This window comes from Telluria antibiotica (genome assembly GCF_011682055.1).
GTDB classification, from domain to species: Bacteria; Pseudomonadota; Gammaproteobacteria; order Burkholderiales; family Burkholderiaceae_D; genus Telluria; species Telluria antibiotica.
Genome location: NZ_JAAQOM010000004.1, coordinates 312,748 through 334,934, shown reverse-complemented (window position 1 = coordinate 334,934; position 22,187 = coordinate 312,748). Strand labels below are relative to the sequence as shown.

Below are 22,187 nucleotides of genomic sequence, written 5' to 3'. Positions count from 1 at the left end.
CTTTCGAGTCGTGATGTCCGGTATAGCCCTCGATGATAGCGGTATCAAGCCGAGTCTGCTTGCGACGCGTCGGTTTCCCTGATCCAGTCAATACGGCCATTGCCCGCTTCGTTCAGGCGGACGACCAGTGGCGCGGCCTTGTCGTCAGGCAGGTGGAAAGCGAACGAGACCACGTCCGCGTGCGCGACGTCGTCGAGGGTGGCGCCCGCCGCGTCCAGCTCGCGCCGGATCAGGCCTTCGAGCGGGTAGGGCGCGTTGCAGCGCAGGTGCCGCTGGCGGATGATGGGCATTTTCTCGGCGCCGAGCAGCGCCTGCGCGACGCTGTCCGTGTACGCACGCACGAGGCCGCCGGCCCCAAGCTTGATGCCGCCGAAATAGCGCACGACGGTCGCCAGTACGCCGTCGAGATCCTGGTGGCGCAACACGTCGAGCATCGGCCGGCCGGCCGTGCCGCTGGGCTCGCCGTCGTCGACGGCCGCCGATTGCCCGCCCGCCAGCAGTGCCCAGCATACGTGCGCCGCACCCGGATGCGCGGCCCGCAGCCCCGCGACGATCTTTTGCGCGCCGGCCCGGTCGGGCATCGGCTGGACGCAGGCGATGAAGCGGCTCTTCTTGATGATGAGTTCGTGGTGGACGGGGGTGAGGATGGTCTGCGGCATGGGGCGTACAGCTTACTGTATTTCCTGTCTTACTGCATGTAGAAGTAAAACTACATTTGCGGCTGATAATGCCTTGAAAACGCGCGTTTATGATGTTACTTTACTACAAATTAATGTGGAGACATCATGAAGAAACTGATTCTGGCCATCTCGGCATTCGTGCCCGCGATGTGGGCGGGCGCCGCGCCGTATGCCATCGAGCACGTGGAACCGCTGAACTGGTGGGTCGGCATGAAGTGGTCCGACCTGCAGGTGATGGTGCACGGCGAGAAGATCGCCGAGCTGCAGCCCGCGCTGTCCTACCCCGGCGTGCGCATCGCCAGCGTGGAGCGCACGGACAATCCGAACTTCCTGTTCGTGAACCTGAAGATCGGCGCCACCGCGCGGCCGGGTGAAATCAAGCTGCAGTTCAAGCGGGGCAACGAGGTCGTGACGACGTATCCGTACCGGCTGGAAGCGCGCCGGCAAGGGTCGGCGGCGCGGCGCGGCTTCGATTCGAGCGATGCGATCTACCTGCTCGTGCCGGACCGGTTCGCGAACGGCAACCCGGCCAACGACGACGCCGGCATGCGCGAAAAAAGCGACCGCGGCGAGCCGACGAAACGCCATGGCGGCGACCTGGCCGGCATGCAGGCGCACCTCGATTACATCCACGACCTCGGGTTCACGATGGTCTGGCCCACGCCCCTGCTGGAAAACAACCAGCCGGCCTACTCCTACCACGGCTATGCGCTCACGGATTACTACAAGGTCGACCCGCGCTTCGGCACCAACGAGGATTACCGGAACTACGTGGCGGCCGCGAACGCGCGCGGCATCGGGGTGATCCACGACGTCGTCGTCAACCACATCGGCACGGGCCACTGGTGGATGCGGGACATGCCCGCGTCGGACTGGATCAACCACGGCAAGACGTACGTGCAGACGAACAACCAGCACACGGTGGCGCAGGACATCCACGCGGCCCCGGAAGAGAAGGCGCGCTTCTTCGACGGCTGGTTCGACGCGTCGATGCCGGACGTGAACCAGAAGAACAAGCTGGCGGCGCGCTACCTGATCCAGAATACGTTGTGGTGGATCGAGTACGCGAACCTGTCCGGCATCCGCGAGGACACGTACTCGTATGCCGACCCGGCGTTCCTCGTCGACTGGAACCGCGCCGTCGCCACGGAATACCCGCACCTGAACATCGTCGGCGAAGAGATGGACGACCGCCCCTACATGGTCGCGTACTGGCAGAAGGGCGTCGTCAACCGCGACGGCTACCGTTCCGGCCTGCCCACCGTGATGGATTTCCCCCTCGTGGACACGGCCCCGCAGGCGCTGACGGCGCCGGAGGAGGGCGGCCAGGGCCTGATCCGCATCTACGAGACCATCGCCGCGGACTGGCTGTACGCGGACCCATTGAAGCTGCTCGTCTTCCCCGACAACCACGACCGCCCGCGCGCGCTGGCGCAGGTGGACGGCAACGTCGACTTGCTGAAGACGGACGTGATCCTGATGGCGACCACGCGCGGCATCCCGCAGGTGTTCTACGGGACGGAGATGCTGATCCAGGGCCCGAAGGAGCGCAACGACGGCGTGCTGCGTGCCGACATGCCCGGCGGCTGGGCGGGCGACACCGTGAATGCGTTCACCGGCGCCGGCCTCGCGGACGGCCAGCGCGACATGCAGCGCTTCGTGCGTACACTGTTCAACTGGCGCAAGACCAGTTCCGCCGTCAAGCACGGCAAGCTGACCCACTACCTGCCGCGCGACGGGCAATACGTCTACTTCCGCCACGACGGCAAGCAGACGGTGATGGTCGTGCTGAACAAGAATCCCAGGGCCACGCAGCTGGACATGTCCCGCTTCGCCGGCATGGTGAAGGACGCGCACCAGGGCAGGAACGTGCTGACGGGAGCGGCCGTCGACCTGCGCGTGCCGCTGGCGCTGCCGCCGATGACGTCCGTCGTCGTGGAGTGGTGACGGGCGCCCGCCGACAGGTCAGTCGACGGCGCAGGCGCCCACCCGCGTGCGCGCGAGCATCTGCCCGATCTGCGCGGCGGGGCATGGACGGCCGTACAGATAGCCCTGCGACTTGTCGCAGCCGTTCGCGCGCAGGAAGTCGTTCTGTTCCTGCGTCTCGATACCCTCGGCCACGACCTCCATCTTGAGGCTGCGCGCCATCGCGATGATGGCGCGCGTGATTGCGGCATCCTCCGGATTCTGCGGCAGGCCGCGCACGAAACTCCGGTCCACTTTCAAGGCGCGCACGGGGAAGGTCTTCAGGTAGCTCATCGACGAATAGCCCGTGCCGAAGTCGTCGATCGCGAGCTGGATGCCGGCGTCCGTCAGCGCGTGCAGGCGGTCGAGGATGTCGGTCGACGCATCCATCAGCATGCTCTCCGTCAGTTCCAGCTCGAGCCAGCACGGATCGACGTCCACTTCGCGCAACGTGGCCAGCACGTTGGCGACGAGGGCGCTCTCCTTGAGCTGGCGCCCGGACAGGTTGACCGCGACGCGCAGCGGATACCCCTGCTCGTGCCAGCGCTTGACGTCGCGGCACGCTTCGCGCAGCACCCATTCGCCGATCGGCACGATCACGCCCGAGTCCTCGGCGACGGGGATGAAGTCGCTGGGGCTGACCATGCCGAGCTGCGGATGGACCCAGCGGATCAGCGCCTCGACACCGACGATGTCGCCGCTCTTGAGATCGACCTGCGGCTGGTAGTGCAGCACGAACTCGTCGCGTTCCAGCGCGCGCCGCAGGTTGTTGTCGAGCTTGAAGCGCTTGTGCGCGTCGTCGCGCATGCTGGGCGTGAACGTGCGCCATGCGTTCTTGCCGCCGTTCTTCGCATAGTACATCGCGGTGTCTGCGTATTTCAGCAGCGCGTGCATGTCGGTCGCGTCGTCCGGGTAGACGCTGATGCCGATCGAGGCGCCGATGTGGATGTCGTGGCCGTGGATGTGGATGGGGTCAGCCAGCTTGGTCAGGCATTTTTCCGCGATCATCGACGCGATGCGCACCTGGTTCACGTTCTCGAGGATGATGCCGAATTCGTCGCCGCCGATGCGCGACAGGACGTCGCCGAAGCGCAGCGTTTCCGACAGCCGGCGGGACACGAGGCGCAGCAGCTCGTCGCCGATGTCGTGGCCGAGCGTATCGTTGACGGTCTTGAAGTTGTCCAGGTCGATGAACATCAGGATCGTGCGCTCGTCAAACTTGCGCGCGCGCGCGATGACGGCTTCCAGGCGCTCGTTGAAGAAGTGGCGGTTGTTGAGCTGCGTGACGGGATCGTAGTGGGCGAGCCGGTCGAGCTTCACTTCGATGCGCTTGCGTTCGTTGATCTCCGCTTCCAGTTCCCGTTCGCGCTTCTGGATGCGGTCGAGCATGCCGTTGAACGTGCGCGCCAGGAGGCCGATGTCGGCGGCCGGCGGCACGTCGGCGCGCAGCGAGTAATCGCCCTGGCGCGAGATCTGCTCGCTTACCGCGGACAGCGCGAGGATCGGCGCCGTGAAGAAGCGCTGCAGCCGCGACAGCGCGAAATACGAAAGACTGAGCAGGGCCAGCATCATCGGCAGCGCCAATGCGAGGTACAGCGCGAGCTGGCGGTACACGCTCGTCACGCTGCTGTGCACGACGAGGGTACCGAGCAGGCGGTTGCCGACGCGGATCTGGCGTGTCACGCTGACGCCGCGGACGTCCAGCACCGTCTCGTGCGCGCGCGTGTCGCGCGCGGCGGGCGGCGTGTCGGGGTCGCGCGTGAACCTGACGAAGGCGCGGTCGTGCGCGTCATACGCGACGGCCGACTGCACGTCCGGCGCGACGCGCAGGGCGGAGAGGATGTCGCGGGCGGCGTCCGTATCGGCGAAGGCCATCGCGGCCGTCAGGGTCTCCCCGACCATGGTCGCCTGCGATTGCGTCTGCCGGATCAGCGCCGCCGTGAAGAAATACAGCTGGATTCCGATGAGGAACAGCGTCGACAGGAACATCACGCCGCCGCAGGTCGCGAGGTAGGTCCATTTGAGCTTGGTGCTCAGCGCTTGCCGGTTGATCCATTCGATGAAATGTTCCATGCTTGTCGTCCGCCACGGCCGTTCGTCAATAGATCGCACGCGCCAGCCGCAACACCTTCGAGCTGACCACGACACCCGCGCCGCGCGCCGCGGTGCCGTTGAATTCGAAGGCGATGCGCCTGTCGTCCAGCACCAGTTCGAGCATCACGCCGCGGCGCGCCGCACCGGGCGTATCCGCGATCGTCAGCACGCCGGCCGCGCGTGCGCCCTCGGCGAGCGCCGCCATGTCGTCGGCCTCGGACGCGCTGATGTACAGGATGTGGCATTGCATCAGCGCTTCCGGGCCCGTGTGGGGATAGAGGATCGTCAGGCGGGCGTTGCCGAGCATCCTGCCCTCCAGCGTGCCGAGCGCACTGCCGAACGGGTCGCGGCCCAGCACGCACAGGCGCACGACGCCGTTCATGTTCGGCAGGCTGCTGAACTGCGCGACGTTGTAGATGAACGCCGCCTTGGCCGCGTATTCGCCGGCTTCCTGCGCCCAGGCGGCCGCCGGCAGCAGCGCGCAGCACAGCAGCAGGGTACGGGAGAGGCGGGCGAGGCAGGTGGACGTCATCGTCAGAACCGGAGCGTTGCCACGACGCGCCAGGTGCGTCCGTCCTGGCCGATCGCATTCAGGTGGCGCGGCGGCGTGCTGTTGTCGTAGTGCTCCTCGCTCGCGGAATCGGCGTAGCGCTTGGCGAGGAGGTTGAACACGCCGGCCGACAGTTCCACGTGTGTGCCGACGGTCCCGACGACGTTCAGGTTGACGACGCCGAACGCCCCGACCTCGCTCGCCTGCACCGTGCGGCGCCGGCCCGTGAAGCGGTACTCTGCGCTCGCGCGCAGGTGCTCGCCGAGCGGCGCCGACGTGTAGGTCAACTTGAACAGCCGGCGCGGCGAATTGGCGAGCCATTGCCCGGTGACGTCGTTGCGTGCCGACTGCACGTTCGCGCTGCCCTTGAGCGAGCTGCCGTCCTCGCGCAGCCATTCCGCCTCCAGTTCGATGCCGGTGGCGCGGGCCGCGTCGATGTTCGAGAAGTACAGGTTGCCGGTATTTGGATCGTTCGCCAGCGCCAGCATGTCGCGCAGGCGGTACTGGAACGCGGACGCGGTGGCGCGGAAGCGGTCGGTCGGGAAGTATTCGGCCACCAGTTCATACGTCCGGATGCGTTCCGAGCGCAGCGCCGGGTTCGCCCGGGCGTCGAACGTGTAATAGCGCTCGTACGCGTTGGCGGAGCGGTACGCCGTGCCATACAAGGCCTTCAGCGTCACCTGGCGCGCCGTCTTGTACAGCAGGGCCACGCGCGGGTTCGTCGTGGCGCCGCCTTCGGAATCGGCGTCGCGCCGCACACCCGTGTTCAGGATGACGCGCGGGCCGAGCCGCATCTCGTCCTGCAGGTACAGGGCGGCCTGGTGCTTCGGGTGATCCCGGTCGAAGTAGGGCTTGTACGGATCGACGTCGTAGTTGGCCATTTGCCGGCGGTTGTCGCGCACGTATTCCGCGCCCGCGATGAGCTTGTGGCCGGACAGTGCGCTGCTGATGACGCGCAGTTCCGCGCCGCCGCTGCGGCTGTCGGCCGTGTCGATGTTGCGCGTGGGGCCCGTGGAGACGGGCGCGGTCACGTTGATGCTCGTGTAGCGGTAGCGTGCCACGTTCACGCTGGCAAACACGTCGAGCGTGTCGGACACGGTGCGACGCCACGTGACGCCGGCGCCCGCGTATTCGTCGCGCGTCCAGGGACGCGGGTCGTCGAACTGCTGGCCGTACGACGCCGTCGGGATGCCTTTCGTGCGGCTGCCGAAATACGCTTCGGCGACGAGGCCGCCCACGTCCAGCTTGGCGAACATCCGGTGGTAGCGATCGTAGTCGAGGCCCGTGGCGATGCCGTGGTTGCTGGCCGCGTCGTCGGCGTCGTCGTACTCCGGAAAGTACAGGTCGCGCCCCGCGCTGCGGAACGACGAGGCACCCAGCAGCAGTGCGGTGCCGCCCGCCGCGCCGTTGCCGACCACGACCCGCGCCTCGCGGCCGCCGCCCGTGAACGCACCGGCACTCAGCGCGGCCCCGCCGGGCGCCACGCCGCTTTTCGTGATCACGTTGACGACGCCGAAGAACGCGCTGCTGCCGTAGATCGCGGAGCCGGGACCGGGCACGAACTCGACGCGCTCGATCAGGTTCAGGTCGACGGGGAATTCCGTGCCGATGGCGCCCTGGTCGTAGACGACGTCGTTCAGGCGCCGCCCGTCGATCAGGATCAGGAGGCGTGTGTTCAGGTCGCCCGGATTGCCCAGGCCGCGCACATTGCCGTAGTTGTAGTTGCGGTCATAGGACACCGTCATGCCCGGTACGCTTTGGAGCACGTCGGCGAGCGTGCGGTAGCCGCGCAGCCGGATGTCCTCGGCCGTGATCACCGTCACCGACGACGGCGCTTCGCTGATCTTCTGGGGGATCTTCGATGCCGTGACGACATCGAGGTTGAGCAATTGCTCGAGGGGGAGTGCGTTCAGGTCGGGACCCGCCTGCGCCAGCGCGCCGCCGTGGAGCCCGCCGGCCAGCAGGCCGAGCGCGCACGACATGCGACGGGACAGGGACGTAACCTTGTTCGACGACATAGAGCTGGTCCTTGACGAGCACACGGCGGTTGAGGGACGAGCCGCCTAGTGTAGGGGGCGTCAACAGCGCTTTTGTTGACTAGGGCCAATTAATTGTCGGCGGAAACGAATTTGGTCAGGTTCTCGACCCTTTACGCGAACGACGTGACGACGTCGACCAGTTGCTGCCGAACGCGGCGCGGAGATCGCGCCCGCCGACCTGACGGACCTGGGCGCGATGACCAGGGCGCTCGGCGGCGTCCGGGGCGCCTGCGTCGTCAATCCCCAGCAGTACGGGCGCGACGACTTGTTCGAGCTGGCTGACCGGATTGCGCTCACAACGGCGCACGCCGCGCTCGAAGCCCGCGTGCCCAGGCTTGTGGCGTTGTCGTCCGTGGGGGGCGACCGCGCCGGCGGCACGGGCCGGATCGGCATGAACCGCATGGTCGAGCAGCGCCTGGGCGAAGCGGGCATTCCCGCCCTGTTCCTGCGCGCGGCCTACTTCATGGAGAACTGGGCGCCGCTGATTGCACACGCCGTGCGCACCGGCACGCTGCCGACGTTCCTCGCGCGCCGCAGCGTGCCATCCCCGATGGTGGCGACGGCGGACGTCGGTGCCACCGCGGCGGCCCTGTTACGGGAAGAATGGACGGGCACGGGCGCCGTCACCTTGGCGGGACCGCGGGACTACGCGCCGAACGATGTCGCGGCCATCGTCTCGGCCACGCTTGGCGCGCCCGTCGACGTGGCCGTGCTGCCGGAAGCGCAGTGGCCCCAGGCGCTGGCGGACGCCGGATTCTCGAACGCCGCGCTGGCCGGTTTCGTCGAGATGACCCGAGGCCTGAACGGATCGCACATCGACATGGCGAGCGACCCGGGCGCGGGCGCGCGGCTTGGGCCGACGCCGTTGGAACGGGTCGTCGCCGACCTCGCGCGGCGGCTGCGCTGAGCGGAAAAACAAAAAGCCCACGCACCGAAATGCGTGGGCTTCCTGTCTGTATCTGGTAGGCCGTGCTGGGCTCGAACCAGCGACCAACGGATTAAAAGTCCGCTGCTCTACCAACTGAGCTAACGACCCGACGGCCAGCATTATAGCGGCTCGCCGGCGCATGGCCAAGTGTTTTCGTGAAAATTGGCAACAATTGCAGGTTCACGCGGGCCCGCCCGGTGCCGCACGGCGCGCGTTCCAGCCCACCTGCGGCGCCGCACGGCGGTTGAATTGCGGTATCATCAATTGATTTTTGGACACTAAAAAAGAACATGATCCCGATCGACGCCGATACCGCCACCGACCTGTCCATGCGCGCACTGAATCTCGTCAACAGCGGGATCATCGTGCTCGACGCCCGTCACAACATCGTGCTGTGGAATGGCTGGATGGTGCCGCGTTCCGCCCGCGCCGCCGCCCGCGTGCGCGAGCGCTCGCTGTTCGAGGTGTTCCCCGAACTGCGTGGTTCGCGCGTCGAATCTGCCATCCTGGCGGCGCTGGCCGATGGCACGAGCACGGCCATCCCGCAAACGGAAAGCCGGGCACCATTTCCCCTGCGCGAAGCGGGCAGCTTCGACGGACCGCGCATCGAACAGGCGATCACGGTGACGCCGTTCCGCGACGGCGAGCAGCGCTTTTGCCTGATCGAGATCCGCGACGTCAGCGGCACCGTCGAACGTGAAAAGCGCCTGCTCGACCACGCGGAATCGCTGCGTGCCCGGTCGTACGTCGATGGCCTCACGGGCATCGCCAACCGCCGCTATTTCGACGTCGCGCTGGACCGCGAACTGCGCCGCGCGCAACGGGCGAAGGGCGAACTGTCTCTGCTGTTGATCGACATCGATTCCTTCAAGGCCTACAACGACCACTTCGGCCACCAGCAGGGCGACGCGTGCCTGACGACCGTCGCGCAGGCCCTCGCCGCCAAACTGAAGCGCCCGGCCGACGTGGCGGCACGCTATGGTGGCGAGGAATTCGCGGCGGTCTTGCCGGACACGTCGCTCGAGCAGGCGCGACTGCACGCGAACGCGATCCGCGAACACGTGGCCGCACTGGCGCTGCCGCACGCACCCGCGGCCCATTGGCCGATGGTCACGCTGAGCATCGGTGTCGCAAGCTTTGATCGCGCGCGCCTGCATGAAGTTCCCGCACTGATCGAGGCCGCGGACAAGGCCTTGTATGCGGCAAAGCGTGGCGGCCGCAATCGTGTCGTCGTAGACGGCGACACCCCCGCCGCGTGACCGTCATGCGCCATCGCGCGCCGGCGTGCATATGCCGTGTTCGCGCCGTGCATCCGATACGCGAAGCAGCCCGGAGCGGCCACATGCGTGTCATTTCGCATCGATCTGACTTTCGTCGAACCGAGACTCTTTCGTGATGCGTCCTTCATAGGACTTGCGGGGGGCCGGCGCGGGCCTAGACTGAGGGTGTCGCTGCCGGCCAGGCCCGCATTGCGGCACCGGAAGGCCCAGGCACCGCGCGCCTGCGCGTGGTGCGTGTCCCGTACGCCACCTGTTTCGAAGGAACGATCATGCGCCCGCTCTCTCTCGCACTTCCCGCATCCCTGCTGCTGCTCGCCCCGATTGCCGGCGCCCAGTCGGGGAGTTATCCCGTCGCCGACGACACCACCCCGATCACGACGGTCGAGGTGACGGCCCCGCCCGCACCCTATCTCATCGGGGACTACCAGATCGACGCCGTCACCGGCGCCTACCGCTTGTCGAACGGCTGGCACCTGAAGGTCGAGCCGGGTAACAACGGCATCGTCGCCCGGATCGACAAGCAGCGGCCGATACGCCTGGTCGCGCAATCGCCGGACCGGTACGTCTCGCGCGACGGCAACGTGGTCATGGAATTCAACCGCGGCGACGCCCGCGACGACATGATGATGAGCTACGTGCCGCGCGACGTTACGGATCCCCGCCTCGCCCAGGTCATCGTGGCGACGGCGAAGATGGCGCAGCGCTGAACCCGGCGGACGGCGCCAGGCACTTGCGCCGCCACATCAGCAGCGCCAACAGGCCCAGCCACGCCGCCACCGCGGCCTGCGCGAACACGTCGCCGATGCGGCTGTAGACCGTGCCGCCGCGTCCCGTCGGCAGGTCGCCGACGAGCAGCGCCGGCCCTTGCGCAGTGCGCCGTTCGGCGACGATGCGGCCGTGTGCATCGCTGAGGGTCATCAACCCTTGCGATGCGGAGCGCGCCAGTGCGAATCCGTTCTCGACGCCGCGCACGATGGCCATCCGGCCATGCAGGTACGCGTCGCGGTCGAAGTCCCAGGCGGGCACGAGCATCAGGCCGACGTCGCGCCGGCCGTACAGGCGCAGGTCTTGTGCGAAGTCCATGTCCTTGCAGATGGCGACGCCCGTCCGCAGGCCGCCGACCTGCGTGACCAGCTCCGTCGTGCCCGGCACGTATTCCGCTTCCAGGCCCGGCACCATGCGTTTCTTCAGGTACGTCGCGATGGCACCGCCGGGGCCGTACAGCGCGGCCACGTTCAGCCGCCGGCCCCCGGATGCGGGCGCATCGATGCCGGCGACGACGACGCTGCCCGGTGGCGGCGTGAATGCGGCGCCGGGCGCCAGCATCTTTTCCGGTACGACGATCGCGGCCGGCCCATGCGCGCCTGCCGCGGCGACCTGGCCCGCGAACGCGGCCGCGATGGCGGGGCCGGCGTCAGGATGGTGAAACACCCGGCCGGCGTAGCGGTCGTCGCCGAGCAGGGCGATGCGCACCGAGGGGCCCGGCGGTTGCGCCAGCTGCCAGGAGCCGTACACCAGCGCCGCGAGCACGGGCACCGACCAGGAGACGATCGCCCGCGCATCGCGCGGCCTCACGCACAGGACGGCCAGCCCGGCCGGCACGACGGCCGCGAGAAAGCTCAGCCCGGGCACACCGGCCAGCGCGGCCGTCTGCAGCAGGGGCACGATGTCGACGAGCGCATAGCCCAGCGCGAAGAAGCTGCCGTTCGGCGAGACGAGACCGCGTAAATAGTCCAGGGCCGTGGTCATGACCGCGAACCCGAGCACGGCCACGGCCGCGGGGAAACGTCGGTACAGCCCGCGCATGAACAGGACGGTGAGCATGAAGACCAGGGCCTGGCAGGCCGCGAGGGCGTACACGGCCGGCAGGATCCGTCCATAGAACCACATGGGGCCGGCCTCGCCCATCCATCCGGCCACAAAAGCGAGCACGGCGACGTGCCACGCGCGCGGCGCGCGCAGGGCGGCCACGAGCAGCGGCACGGACGCCGCGAGGACCAGCCAGCCGAACCGGCCGGTGTCGTGGCCCACCGCCAGCAATGCGCCCGCCAGCAGTGCGCAAGCAATGTCCCATCGTGTCATCGTGCGTCGTCCTTGAGGTAGATGCGCGCCGCCGAGCGCAGGCACAGTGCCGTGAACGCGGGGCGCGACAGATTGAATCGTCCGGAACGGTGCAGGGTCACGAGGCCCTGCAGCACGCCCCACACGGCCATCGCGAGTTCGAGCGGCGGGCCCGCGCGCACGAGGCCCGCCGCCTGTCCCTCCGCGAGCCGGCGCGCGAAGCCGCCGATGACGGGCGAACGGCCGGCCTCGAAATCGTCCGGATAGATGCGCTCGGCGCGCGTGTGCAGTACGAACGCGGCGTCGAACAGCGCCGGCTCATCCAGTGCGAAATCGACGAATGCCGTCGCGATCGCCTCGAAGCCTGCCAGCAGCGGCAAGCCCGCGTACGCCTCGGCCCGGCGCTGCCACAGGTCGAGTGCGTGCGCGCCCAGTGCTTCCAGCAACGCGGCCTTGTCGGCGAAATGGCGATACACGGCCATGGGCGTGATCCCGGCCTTCTGGCCGACGGCGCGCAGGCTCAAACCCGACAGTCCCTTCGCTTCGAGTTCGTCGATGGCGATGTCAAGAATTCGTTGCTTGGTCGTCATGTATACACGGTATACTTGGGGGCGCCGCGACGCAAGCGATTCCCCCCGGAATTTGCGCATGGATAATCGTTGTAATTTTTCGGCATCAGCAGTAGGTTCCTATTCAGGGGATGTCGGACGGGGGCGAGCAATGTTTCGCAAACTATTGACGGACTTGCGAGCACGTATCACGGCAGCGAGTCATGCGAGTACGGGCGGCCCCGCATTCTGGAAACAGCACCTCTGGCGCTTGCTGGCCTGGCCGATCGGCGCGCTGATCATGCTGGGCCTTGCCTGGCTCATCCTGTTCCAGCAACTGCATGCCGAGCGCAAGCAACTCGAACTGCGGACGCTGCAGGAAGTACGCACGCTCGCCAACGGCTACGCCGAGCAGGTCCAGCGCGAAATCGACACCGTCGAGCAGACCGCGCGCTACGTCAGATACGATTGGGAGGCCAGGCAGGGCGACGTGCACCTGGGTTTCGCGGAGGAGCACGGCCTGTTCGTCGACGGCGCGCGCATGCTCGTGTCGGTGGTCGATGGCGAAGGCCGCGTGCTGACGTCCACCGCGCCGACGACGCTGTCGCCGGCCGCCGCCGCTTACGTTCTCCCCCGCGTGCAGCACGGCTTCCCGGTCAATTTCTTTGTGGATGAAGTGCCGATCGACGGTCGCGGCGGCCCTAGGCACCGGCTGCTCTTCGCGTGGGAATTGTCGGACCGCGACGGCAAGTTCGCGGCCGCCGTCGTCGTTGCCGTCGACCCCGCCTATTTCACGAGGAGCGATGCGGAGGCGGTCTTCCGCCAGGACGGCCTGCTGGCCCTCGTCGGCGACGACGGGCGTACGCGGGCGCTGCGGTCGGAGGGGGCGGCAGGCACCGTACGCCAGCCCGGGTTCGTCCATGCGTCGTCGTTGCGCCTGTCGGCCGGCAGCATGCTGGTCGAGGACGGCGCATGGTTCGGCGACGGCCGCCCCCGTTTCGTCGGCTGGCAACACGTCGACCGCCGCGGCGTGAATGCCGTGGCGGGCCTCGACTACGAGGCCGCCCTCGCGCCCTGGTACGCGATGCGCAGCGCGTGGATCAGCAGCGCGTTGCTGGGGACCGTGACGGTGGCCCTGTTCAGCCTGCTTGCGATGAGCAATTCGCTGCGCCTGGCGCGCCGCGACCACGAGCTGCGCGTGATCCGCGATACGTACCGGATGGCCACGGAAGCCAGCAACGAAGGGTTCTACATGCTGCGGCCCGAATGGGACGGGGAGAAGGCCGTCAAGGACTTCGAGGTCATCGACTGCAACCGGCGCGCCGCGGAACTGGTGGCGCGCGAACCTCGGGAGCTGATCGGCAAGAAGGTGACGGAGCTGTACGAAGGCGAGGTGCTGGAAACGCGCATGGAGAGCCTGCGCCGCGCGATGGATACGGGCTACAACGAAGTGACGCTGGGCCGCCCGCACGACAGCTTCCCGGCGAAGTGGGTCACGCTGAAGATGTTCCGCTACGGCGACAACCTGGCCGTGTCGGCCCGCGACGTCACCGAGGATCGCGTGCATGAAGAAGAGCTGCTCCGGCGCAGTAACGAAGACCCGCTCACCCGCCTGCCCAACCGCTACTGGGTCGAAAGCCACCTGCGCGATACCATCGCCCGCGCCGAGCGCGAGAACAAGATGTTTGCCCTGCTGTTCATCGACCTGGACGGCTTCAAGGCGATCAACGACACGTGGGGCCATGCGGCCGGCGACGAGCTGCTGTGCACGGCCGCGCACCGTCTCAAGGAAGCCGTCCGGCCGCACGATTGCGTGACGCGGTTCGGTGGCGACGAGTTCGTGATCGTACTCGCCACCATCGCCGATCCGTTCGACGCGGCGCAGGCGAGCGAGCGCATCCAGCGCGCCTTCCGCCGCAGCATCCGCTTGTCGTACGGCGAATACGTCGTGGGCGCCTCGATCGGCATCAGCCTGTTCCCGACCGACGGCAAGGAACCGCGCGCGCTGCTGCAGAACGCCGACGTCGCGATGTATTCCGCGAAGACGAGCGACCGCGGCAGTTATCGCTTCTTCGACGGCACATTCCACGACCAGCTGAAGGCGCGCCTGGAACGCATCCGCGAGCTGCGCCATGCGCTCGCGCACGACCAGTTCGTCATGTACTACGAGCCCCGCGTGGATCTTGCGGACGGCTCGATCACGAGCCTGGAAGCGCTCGTGCGCTGGGTGCATCCGACGCGGGGCGTCGTGTCGCCCGCGGAATTCGTGCCCCTCGTCGAGGAGACGGGACTCGTGCTCAAGCTGGGCGACCTCGTGATCGACAAGGTCTGTGCCCAACTGGCGCTCTGGGCCAAGAACGGCGACAAACTCGTGCCCGTCTCGATCAACGTGTCGCCGCGCCAGTTCAACGACACCGACGTGGCGCAGACGCTGCGCCGCGCGCTGGAGCTGCACGGTGTCGACCCGAGCCTCGTCGAGGTCGAGCTGACGGAATCGTCCGTGATGAACGAGACGGCTTCCGTCGTGAGTGCGATCCAGGCGATCCGCCAGACGGGCATCAAGGTGTTGCTGGACGACTTCGGCACCGGGTACTCGTCGCTGTCGCAGCTGTACAAGCTCAGTTTCGACGGCCTCAAGATCGACCGCGCATTCATCGTCCAGCTGGGCAAGACGGAGGGCGGCATCGTGATCGTGCGGGCGATCGTGACGATGGCGCGCGCGCTCGCGATGCGCGTCGTCGCGGAAGGCGTGGAAACGATGGAGCAGGTCGACATGCTCCGCGCGCTCGACTGCGACGAGATCCAGGGCTACCTGATCTCGAAGGCGATGCCGCCGGCGCAATCGCAGCCGGTGGCGCGCAATTTCGTCGTGATGGAAGCGTAGGCGGCTTTTTCGGGCACTGTCCTCAATTGAAATCCAATCGCGGACGACATGAGAATTCGTGAAGAATTCCACGCATAAAATACGTGGATTTTAACGCGTACCTATTTCGCGTTAATGAATTGATTTTGCCGTCCTGGGAATGTTAGAGTTTCCGATAATAAATATTCTAGAGGCGGAAACATGTCCCTGAAAGATCCCGCGAATCTTGTCCAGCGCATTCCGGAACTCGAAGTATTGGCGGTGGATCCAAAGATCCGTCGTGCCATCGAGACGGGAGATCCTTTCAAGGTCTACCGCGCCCTGGGGTGGGCCAAATGGTTCAAGCGCCTGCCAGCCCATCAGGACACGCTGAAGACGCTCGTGCGCCAGCGGCGCCTGTTTGCCAAGCCACTGAATGGCACGCCTGCGCTCGGTACATTCAACACGGTGGGCTTTGGGTTCGTGGGACGTTCGGAGGCCGAAAGCGACGGCACCTATATTGCCACGCACGCTTTTGTAGCTCTGCAGTTTATTCCAATCATTCCCTTGCGTTCTTATCTCGTAAGGAAAGTCGGGTCGTCGCTGTTCTCGTCGAAATGGAATATCTTTGCGCGCGTTCCTTCCAGCATGCTCGGCTGGCTGTACGGCAGGAGCCTGGCACTGCTGCTGGTGCTGTTGGTCGGGTCGGGGGCGGTCAACGGGTTCATCAAGTCGCGCACGCAAGAGGTCGTGGTCGTCAATGGCCTTGATGTGGCGGTCGATGTCGACCTGGGTGGAACGCAGCGCACGATTGCGCCGATGGGGCACGACATCGTTACGGTCAAGACCGGTGACGTGCAAGGCAAGGCGACCGCGAAAGGCGTGGTCGTCGATACCTTGCACGAAAACGTCGCCAGTTCTTCCAGGATGACGATGTGGAATATCGCCGGCGCCGCGCCGCTCTTCAAGGAGCAGGTGACGTATTTCTCGCATAAGCCTGCAACCGAGGAAGCGCAAGCGGAACCGGCTGTGTTTTGCGGCCAGCGATTCGTCGAGTTGCCGCGCATCGATGACGTATTCACGGCGCCGCCGCAGACGGTCAGCATGAGCAAGAACACGGAGCGGGTATATCGGACTCACCTCGATCTCGCACGGCCGGAGGATAAACCCGGCTACATGACCTGCATGTATTACCTGGCGCAACACGACGCGATGAAGAATGCGTCCCCGTTCCTCGAAGCGGAAGCGGAAATCAAAGGGTGGGATCGCGACTCGATCGGCCTGGCCATGTTTGCGGCGTCGCAGGCGTCGGATGCGGCAGCGATCCGGGTGGCGCAGCGCGCGTTGCGGATGCATCCGGATGACATCGTCCTGCACCGCAGTTATCAAATGGCCCGTGACAATGCCGGCCAAAGCCGGGAAGTGCTTCAGGAATATGCGGACAAGGCCAAGCAGCAGCCCGATTCCGCAGCGGCGCAGTATCTGTATGCAAGCCTGCTGCGGGGGCCGGCCGGCGTCGACGCGCTCGCAAAACTGGCCGCCAAATATGGCACCGAACCCAATATCCTGCGCAGTCTGACGTGGCGCCGCATGGCGCATGGCGATTACGCCGGCACGATCGAAGGATGGAACCGCTTGCATGCGCTGGCGCCGCGCGCAGCGGCCGACGTCGTCGACGCCCAGGTGCGAGCGCTGGTCGCCAGGCAGCGCGCGAACGAAGCGGCAGGACTGCTCGCTTCGCTGCTGAAGTCACCGCAAGACGACAGCCGGGGCGAGCACCTGGCCGAATACCTGATGGTGGTCAGCCTGGCGGGTGGCGATGCGCGCCGCCAGATGGACGCTGTCGACAAGAAGGACACGTCCGATGCGGCCTTCGATCCCATCCGCGTGCGCGCCGGCCTGGAGCCGGTCGCCGCCGCTGCACAACAGCCGCTGCTGGTCCAGGTGATGCTGGCCCTGCGCAGCGATCCCGCCAAGGCCGTGCGGCTGGCACGCGGCATGACGCAGGGCGATGTCATGGCGCTCGGCCCGGAACAATGGGGATTGCTGTTCGGCGAGGCCGTGCGCACGAACGACAAGGCCGTCGTGGCGAAACTCGAACACTTCGGCCGCAGCGTCGACAGCAACGACCGCAGCACGCTGACGCGTTTCGTGCAGGGCGACGCGGTGTCCTTGGCGGACGCCGACCTCGAGCCCGGCATGCGCGCGGCCGCGATGCTGGTGCGTTCGCGGAATGCGGCGCTGCCGGCCGCCGAGCGCGCCCAACTGCGCACCCAGGCGGCGCAAACCGATCTGCTGCACAGCGTCGTCACGCAGGCGCTGGCCAAATGGCCGGCATGAGTGCGGCCCAGGCCGCGCCGGACAGCGGCTCGCTGGCCAGCCGCGCGCTGCTGATGGTGGTGCTGTGGCTCGGCTTCTGGCTGCTCGCGGCCGGCCTCGTGATCGGGCTGTTGGCGATCCCGGTCGCGCAACTTCACTTCCGCGACACCATCGATTTGTCCGGCATCGTCGCGGCGTGCGCCGGCATCACGCTGGCGTATTCGCTGCGGCCACGGCGCGCCGGGTCGGCGGCTGCGGACGTCGTGCCGACGCCTTTGCGGCGGGACGAAGCGCCGCAGCTGTTCCGGTTCATCGAAGGCGTGGCCGCCAAGGTGGGGGTGACGGCACCGTTCGAGGTTCATCTCGTCACGACGGCGACGGCGTTCATCCGGGCGGAGCGTACGTGGACCGGCCGGGTCAAGACGCTGTCGATCGGCATCGGCATGCCGCTGTTCGTCTGGCTGTCGGAAGCGGAACTCGGTGCCGTCATCGCGCATGAATTCGGCCATTTCATCGGCGGCGATACCTTGCTGACGCCATGGGTGTACCGCACCCGCCTTTCGATCGGGACTGCCGTCCACGCGCTCGACGACTCCGTGTTTTTTCTGGACGAACCGTTCCGCCGCTACGGCCAGTGGTTTCTGCGCCGGTCGACGGCCGTGTCGCGGGCGCAGGAGTATGCGGCCGATGCGCTGAGCGCGCGGCATTTCGGCGTGGCGTCCGCCTGTGCCGCACTGGAAAAAATCCATCTGCTGGAACCGATGTGGTTCGCCTATTTCCACCACGATCTCGTGCCCGCGCTGAACTGCAGCGTCCAGCTGCCCGTGTTCGACGGGTACCGCCGCTTTTGCGCCGCAGCGCCGAAACGGCGCGAGGTGCAGGAGGCGATCGACGGTGCGGCGGAGCGCACGTCATCCCCATACGACACGCATCCGTCGCTCGACGAGCGGATGACGGCGCTCGGGGGTGGCGCCAGCGGCCGCTTGTCCGGACCCGTGAATTGCGCGGGCCTGCTCGGCGGTGAAGAGCGTCTCGAAACGATATGGTTCGAGCGGATCGGAGGCCGCGACTGGCCGGGGCTGGGTTGGGATGCGTTCGGCGATGTGGTGCTGGGCAAAAAGATCCAGGCCCGTTTCGCGGGCACCGATATGGCGCCCGACGCACTGCCGCTGACGAGGTTGCCCGAGATCGCGCTGTCGCTCGATGCGTGGTGGCCGCGGCTCAAACCCGACGGCCCGAGCTTCCTGTCGCCGGCAGGGCAACGCAACCACGTGCTCGACGTGCTGCGCGACTGGGCGATCGCCAGTCTTTGTCATGCCGGATTTGCGTTGCACGTCCGGCCGGGAGAGAGCCTGGTGCTGAAGCGCGACGGCATCACCATCGAGCCCGGTCAGCTGCTGGCAGAGGCGTGCCAGGGCAGGCTCACGGCCGCGACCGTCGAGGCATACATGGCGACATCAAGTCCGGATACCGCTCCGGCATCGTAAAAACGAGGCTGTGTTCGTGTCACTGATTCCGGCGTGATGGCGGAATGATGCGGCGGGCAGCGGGTCCGCTGCGTTCGATGCCACATATGCATGAATTCAATTGACGTGAATCGCGCTTCAAGTCAAGATGATCGAGCTCGATTGGAATCGTTTCCAACTCCGTCCCGGCATAGCCGCGCTTGCTTGTGCCAGGCACGTTCCGAGCAGCAAACGGCTGCATCGTTTGCTCAATATACCGATAATCACAACGGAGACTACACATGCCTGAACGTTTTCACGCCGCGCCGCTGGCGCGCGCATTCGCCGCTGCGCTGGCACTGACGGCCGGTGCCGCCGGCGCGCAGCAATGCCCGAGTACCACCCCCGTATTCGCCGACGAATTCAACGGCACGGCCGTGGATACGAACAAATGGGAATTCCAGACCGGCGATGGCTGCAGTTACGGCCTTTGTGGCTGGGGTAACAATGAGCTGCAGTCGTACCAGACGGCGAACGCGACCGTCGCGAACGGCTTGCTCACGATTACCGCCAAGAAGCAACGGGTGGGTTCGAAATCCTATACGTCGGCGCGGTTGCGCACGCTGAACCGTCCCAACGGCGGGCAATGGACGCATGGCCGGTTCGAGGCACGCATCAAGATCCCGGGCGGACACGGCATGTGGCCCGCGTTCTGGATGCTGCCGAATACCACGGTCGCCTGGCCGGCCAGCGGCGAGATCGATATCCAGGAGGCGACGGGGCAGAAATCCATGTACCAGCTGGGCTCCATCCACTACGGCCCGTCGAGCGCGAATGCCCAGTTCCAGACCAGCCAGATTCTCAAGCAGCCCGATACGTGGGCAAGCGACTTCCACGTCTATGCCGTCGAATGGAGCGCCAACCGTATCAGTTGGTACGTGGACGACCTGCTGTACGCGACCAAGACCCCGTCCGACCTCGCCAATCCTGCTGACTGGACGTTCGAGAATTACCAGTACTACATGATCCTCAACCTGGCGGTCGGCGGCAATTTCGGCGGGACCGTGGACGACACGGCGCTGCCGCAAACGATGCAGGTCGACTACGTGCGCGTGTACGCGGTGCCGCAACCGTCCATCTCGGGCAAGCACATCGTCGAGCCCAACACCGTCGCGACCTACAGCGTGGTGGACGACAACGCGGGCGGATCGACGTACAGCTGGACGGCACCGACCGGCCAGACCTCGACCGGCAACGCGCTGACGGTCAACTGGGCCACGACGAGCGGTCCCGTGAACTTGACTGTGAAGAACAGCTGCGGCACCTATACCAAGACCCTGAACGTGACCGTGTCGCCGGTGCTGACGAAGTCGCTCGTCCTGGATGATTTCGAAACGATCCATAACCAGACCTACACCACGGTAACGGGGACGTTCAACCGGAGCGCGGCGAATCCTGCGCCGAACACGGTGAACTCGTCCACGACGGTCGGCCAGTACGTGCGCAGCAGCGCGCAGCAATACGACCTGATCACGGCCACCACCACGGCGATTCCGGATGCCGGACCGTTCGTCCGCGGCGACAAGGCGTTCTACCTGGACGTGTACAGCGCCGCGCCGGTGGGGACGCCGATCCTGATCCAGCTCGAGAACAACAAGGTCGCCACCGCGTCCAACTATCCGTCGGGGCGCCACTCGAAATACCTGGCGACCACGACGGTTCAAAACAGCTGGCAGCGGCTGAAGTTCCTGATGAACGATCGTATCGACGGCGAGACGGCCGACACTGCCGTCAACCAGATCGTGCTGATGCTGAACCCGAATACGTACACGGGCGACACGTATTATCTCGACAACGAAGCGATCTACGCGAAGTAAGCCCGAAAGCGAAAAACGCCAGCCCGAGGCTGGCGTTTTTGCCTGAATTCGGCAGAGGGCGACCGGCACCATTGTTCGCGATGCCGGGAACCTCGTGAATCGAAGCCGATCCGCTACAACCCGGTGCAGTTGGAGGATGCGGAATGGACCATTGCGCAGGTGCCGGAGACCGCTTCGGTGTTCGAGGGAACGACGTTCTTAGCGCAGCCTGACCGGGCCCCGTCTCGATCAGGAGCCGACCTTTTGTGGCATTCCGCCTTCAATCCGTCCGGCTTTTCGTCGGCGTGGGCGGGAAGCTGCAGGGCGATGGCGGCGATCATGCCGGCGAGTTTCAGTCCGTGTTTCATGTCAATCCTTGACGAGATGGCCGGAAACGTGCGCTGCCGGCGTGTTGCTCGCCGTTCTATCGGAGACGCAACCGGTGGCGCCTAATGTCATGGTGATGGAGACGCAGGGCACCGGCGTCAATCGTTCATCCACGAGAACCGGAACAACTCCCACGATGGTACCGGTGCCTTGTCGACCGTCGCCGCCACGAAATGGCACCGATGCGCGCTTTTCAGGGCGGTCTCGTCGAGAATCGGATGGCCGCTCGAGCGGGCGACACGTGCATCCGTCACCTTGCCGTCGACGTTGATCAGCACCGCCAGGATCACATGGCCGGTGAGCTTGCGTTGTTCGGCGCTCCACGGCAGCCTCGGGCGCTCGCAATTGGCCGGATCCAGCACCGCGCGCACCCTGACGGAGGCCCCGCCGCCGCCAGTGCCTGCGCCCACGTCGCCGGCCCCGGTGGTGCCGGTGCTGTCGGGCTTGCCGCCGGCCACCTCGACCGGCATCGCATTGTCGACGATGGTGGGGACGACTTCGGTGCGCGGTACGACTTCGATGTCGTGCAGTGGCGGCGCGGCGGCCTCGCGGGCCGGTGGGCGCGGCCTGCTTGCGTGCCGGTGCGGCCGCGGCGGCGGGGGAGGTGGTGGCTTGACGATTTCCGGCGGTATCAGGGCCAGCAGCATGACCGTTTGCGGCGGTCTCGACCGAACGATGCGATCACTGGACATGAAAACGAATAGTACCAGCGCGTGGAGGGCAGCGACCATGGCAATTCTCGACAGCGCGGGCCGTGGGCGAGCGAATGCGGCGTCAGTTGGCATGGCGGCCTCTTCAGGCGACGACAGGCCTGTATATTATGGAAACAATATCACGCTGACAACCGGGTGGCGAAGCAGGGCGCCATGCCGCTGAAGGTAATCCGAAGAATTGGGGAAACAAAAAAGCCCACGAACCGAAGTCGTGGGCTTCCTGTCGAATCTTTGGTAGGCCGTGCTGGGCTCGAACCAGCGACCAACGGATTAAAAGTGCCACAACCAGCCCATACCGCACGGCCCTCGTCGCCCGATCGCGGGCTGTTCCGTCAGGTACTTCCTTGGTCCGCAAGAACGATTGGCAGAGTGCGCGTTTTTCGTGGCAGTAACCGGACCTTGACGCTGATGGACGATCCTTGATCCTATTGTAACTGGTCTCGACCAGAGAGCGACCAGACAACCCTTCCTTTATGTGTG

At 66.2% G+C, this 22,187-nt stretch carries 15 protein-coding genes, 1 tRNA gene and 1 pseudogene; 8 read left to right on the top strand and 9 right to left on the bottom strand.

The window, feature by feature from the left end; all coding sequences use genetic code 11:
- Positions 1-44: 44 nt before the first annotated feature.
- Positions 45-659 (bottom strand): IMPACT family protein, encoded by a 615-nt coding sequence (locus tag HAV22_RS09095; protein ID WP_166858669.1) that lies wholly within the window; start codon positions 657-659, stop codon positions 45-47.
- 126 nt (positions 660-785) lie between these two features.
- Here HAV22_RS09095 and HAV22_RS09090 point away from each other — a divergent pair, with 126 nt between their 5' ends.
- Complete coding sequence (locus HAV22_RS09090; RefSeq protein WP_166858667.1) at positions 786-2,627, top strand: glycoside hydrolase family 13 protein; 1,842 nt, start codon at positions 786-788, stop codon at positions 2,625-2,627.
- 18 nt (positions 2,628-2,645) lie between these two features.
- Here the strand turns inward: HAV22_RS09090 and HAV22_RS09085 are convergent, their stop codons facing one another.
- From HAV22_RS09085 to HAV22_RS09075, 3 genes are read right to left on the bottom strand one after another with little or no spacing between them, the layout of a single operon-like run.
- Entirely contained in the window at positions 2,646-4,718 is a 2,073-nt protein-coding gene (locus HAV22_RS09085; protein WP_166858665.1) for a putative bifunctional diguanylate cyclase/phosphodiesterase, read from the bottom strand.
- A gap of 25 nt (positions 4,719-4,743) precedes the next feature.
- On the bottom strand, positions 4,744-5,271 hold the full coding sequence (locus HAV22_RS09080; RefSeq protein ID WP_166858664.1) for a YfiR family protein: 528 nt from the start codon (positions 5,269-5,271) through the stop codon (positions 4,744-4,746).
- Between the two features lie 2 nt (positions 5,272-5,273).
- Positions 5,274-7,307, bottom strand: a complete 2,034-nt coding sequence (locus tag HAV22_RS09075; protein ID WP_166858662.1) for a TonB-dependent receptor plug domain-containing protein — start codon at positions 7,305-7,307, stop codon at positions 5,274-5,276.
- A gap of 178 nt (positions 7,308-7,485) precedes the next feature.
- On the opposite strand from HAV22_RS09075, the pseudogene HAV22_RS09070 reads away from it, so the two are divergent.
- Positions 7,486-8,235: pseudogene (locus HAV22_RS09070) on the top strand (NmrA family NAD(P)-binding protein); the annotation flags it as partial.
- Between the two features lie 53 nt (positions 8,236-8,288).
- Here HAV22_RS09070 and HAV22_RS09065 read toward each other — a convergent pair.
- Positions 8,289-8,364: transfer RNA gene (locus HAV22_RS09065), tRNA-Lys, on the bottom strand.
- Between the two features lie 182 nt (positions 8,365-8,546).
- On the opposite strand from HAV22_RS09065, the gene HAV22_RS09060 reads away from it, so the two are divergent.
- Complete coding sequence (locus HAV22_RS09060; RefSeq protein WP_166858660.1) at positions 8,547-9,515, top strand: sensor domain-containing diguanylate cyclase; 969 nt, start codon at positions 8,547-8,549, stop codon at positions 9,513-9,515.
- Positions 9,516-9,805: 290 nt separating this feature from the next.
- Positions 9,806-10,243 carry a hypothetical protein gene (locus HAV22_RS09055; RefSeq protein WP_166858658.1) on the top strand — a complete coding sequence of 146 codons (438 nt, stop codon included), beginning with the start codon at positions 9,806-9,808 and terminating at the stop codon, positions 10,241-10,243.
- Here the strand turns inward: HAV22_RS09055 and HAV22_RS09050 are convergent.
- A complete protein-coding gene (locus HAV22_RS09050) occupies positions 10,209-11,618 on the bottom strand; it encodes a hypothetical protein (protein WP_166858656.1) in 1,410 nt (469 codons plus the stop codon). The two genes, HAV22_RS09055 and HAV22_RS09050, sit on opposite strands and share 35 nt — an antisense overlap.
- On the bottom strand, positions 11,615-12,187 hold the full coding sequence (locus HAV22_RS09045; protein WP_166858654.1) for a TetR/AcrR family transcriptional regulator: 573 nt from the start codon (positions 12,185-12,187) through the stop codon (positions 11,615-11,617). The genes HAV22_RS09050 and HAV22_RS09045 overlap by 4 nt, the downstream gene beginning before the upstream one ends.
- Positions 12,188-12,416: 229 nt before the next feature.
- Here HAV22_RS09045 and HAV22_RS09040 point away from each other — a divergent pair, with 229 nt between their 5' ends.
- The 4 genes from HAV22_RS09040 to HAV22_RS09025 all read left to right on the top strand — a co-directional run bounded on the left by HAV22_RS09040 (position 12,417) and on the right by HAV22_RS09025 (position 20,628).
- Positions 12,417-15,029, top strand: a complete 2,613-nt coding sequence (locus tag HAV22_RS09040) for a putative bifunctional diguanylate cyclase/phosphodiesterase (protein WP_166858652.1) — start codon at positions 12,417-12,419, stop codon at positions 15,027-15,029.
- A gap of 180 nt (positions 15,030-15,209) precedes the next feature.
- Positions 15,210-17,327: a tetratricopeptide repeat protein gene (locus tag HAV22_RS09035; protein ID WP_166858650.1), complete on the top strand. Its 2,118-nt coding sequence runs from the start codon at positions 15,210-15,212 to the stop codon at positions 17,325-17,327.
- Positions 17,315-18,793, top strand: a complete 1,479-nt coding sequence (locus tag HAV22_RS09030) for a M48 family metallopeptidase (RefSeq protein WP_166858648.1) — start codon at positions 17,315-17,317, stop codon at positions 18,791-18,793. The genes HAV22_RS09035 and HAV22_RS09030 overlap by 13 nt, the downstream gene beginning before the upstream one ends.
- A gap of 260 nt (positions 18,794-19,053) precedes the next feature.
- Positions 19,054-20,628, top strand: coding sequence for a family 16 glycosylhydrolase (locus HAV22_RS09025; RefSeq protein WP_166858645.1), 1,575 nt, complete (start codon positions 19,054-19,056; stop codon positions 20,626-20,628).
- A 113-nt stretch (positions 20,629-20,741) separates the two neighbouring features.
- Here the strand turns inward: HAV22_RS09025 and HAV22_RS09020 are convergent, their stop codons facing one another.
- Together HAV22_RS09020 and HAV22_RS09015 are read right to left on the bottom strand one after the other, a co-directional pair.
- Positions 20,742-20,975, bottom strand: coding sequence for a hypothetical protein (locus HAV22_RS09020; protein WP_166858643.1), 234 nt, complete (start codon positions 20,973-20,975; stop codon positions 20,742-20,744).
- Positions 20,976-21,092: 117 nt separating this feature from the next.
- Complete coding sequence (locus tag HAV22_RS09015; protein ID WP_166858641.1) at positions 21,093-21,725, bottom strand: energy transducer TonB; 633 nt, start codon at positions 21,723-21,725, stop codon at positions 21,093-21,095.
- Positions 21,726-22,187 lie beyond the last annotated feature (462 nt).

Bases quoted from the DNA above. Each gene is read 5' to 3' on its own strand.
- HAV22_RS09095 (WP_166858669.1), bottom strand. From the start codon at position 659: ATGCCGCAGACCATCCTCACCCCCGTCCACCACGAACTCATCATCAAG.
- HAV22_RS09090 (WP_166858667.1), top strand. From the start codon at position 786: ATGAAGAAACTGATTCTGGCCATCTCGGCATTCGTGCCCGCGATGTGG.
- HAV22_RS09085 (WP_166858665.1), bottom strand. From the start codon at position 4,718: ATGGAACATTTCATCGAATGGATCAACCGGCAAGCGCTGAGCACCAAG.
- HAV22_RS09080 (WP_166858664.1), bottom strand. From the start codon at position 5,271: ATGACGTCCACCTGCCTCGCCCGCCTCTCCCGTACCCTGCTGCTGTGC.
- HAV22_RS09075 (WP_166858662.1), bottom strand. From the start codon at position 7,307: ATGTCGTCGAACAAGGTTACGTCCCTGTCCCGTCGCATGTCGTGCGCG.
- HAV22_RS09060 (WP_166858660.1), top strand. From the start codon at position 8,547: ATGATCCCGATCGACGCCGATACCGCCACCGACCTGTCCATGCGCGCA.
- HAV22_RS09055 (WP_166858658.1), top strand. From the start codon at position 9,806: ATGCGCCCGCTCTCTCTCGCACTTCCCGCATCCCTGCTGCTGCTCGCC.
- HAV22_RS09050 (WP_166858656.1), bottom strand. From the start codon at position 11,618: ATGACACGATGGGACATTGCTTGCGCACTGCTGGCGGGCGCATTGCTG.
- HAV22_RS09045 (WP_166858654.1), bottom strand. From the start codon at position 12,187: ATGACGACCAAGCAACGAATTCTTGACATCGCCATCGACGAACTCGAA.
- HAV22_RS09035 (WP_166858650.1), top strand. From the start codon at position 15,210: ATGTCCCTGAAAGATCCCGCGAATCTTGTCCAGCGCATTCCGGAACTC.
- HAV22_RS09030 (WP_166858648.1), top strand. From the start codon at position 17,315: ATGGCCGGCATGAGTGCGGCCCAGGCCGCGCCGGACAGCGGCTCGCTG.
- HAV22_RS09025 (WP_166858645.1), top strand. From the start codon at position 19,054: ATGCCTGAACGTTTTCACGCCGCGCCGCTGGCGCGCGCATTCGCCGCT.
- HAV22_RS09020 (WP_166858643.1), bottom strand. From the start codon at position 20,975: ATGAAACACGGACTGAAACTCGCCGGCATGATCGCCGCCATCGCCCTG.
- HAV22_RS09015 (WP_166858641.1), bottom strand. From the start codon at position 21,725: ATGGTCGCTGCCCTCCACGCGCTGGTACTATTCGTTTTCATGTCCAGT.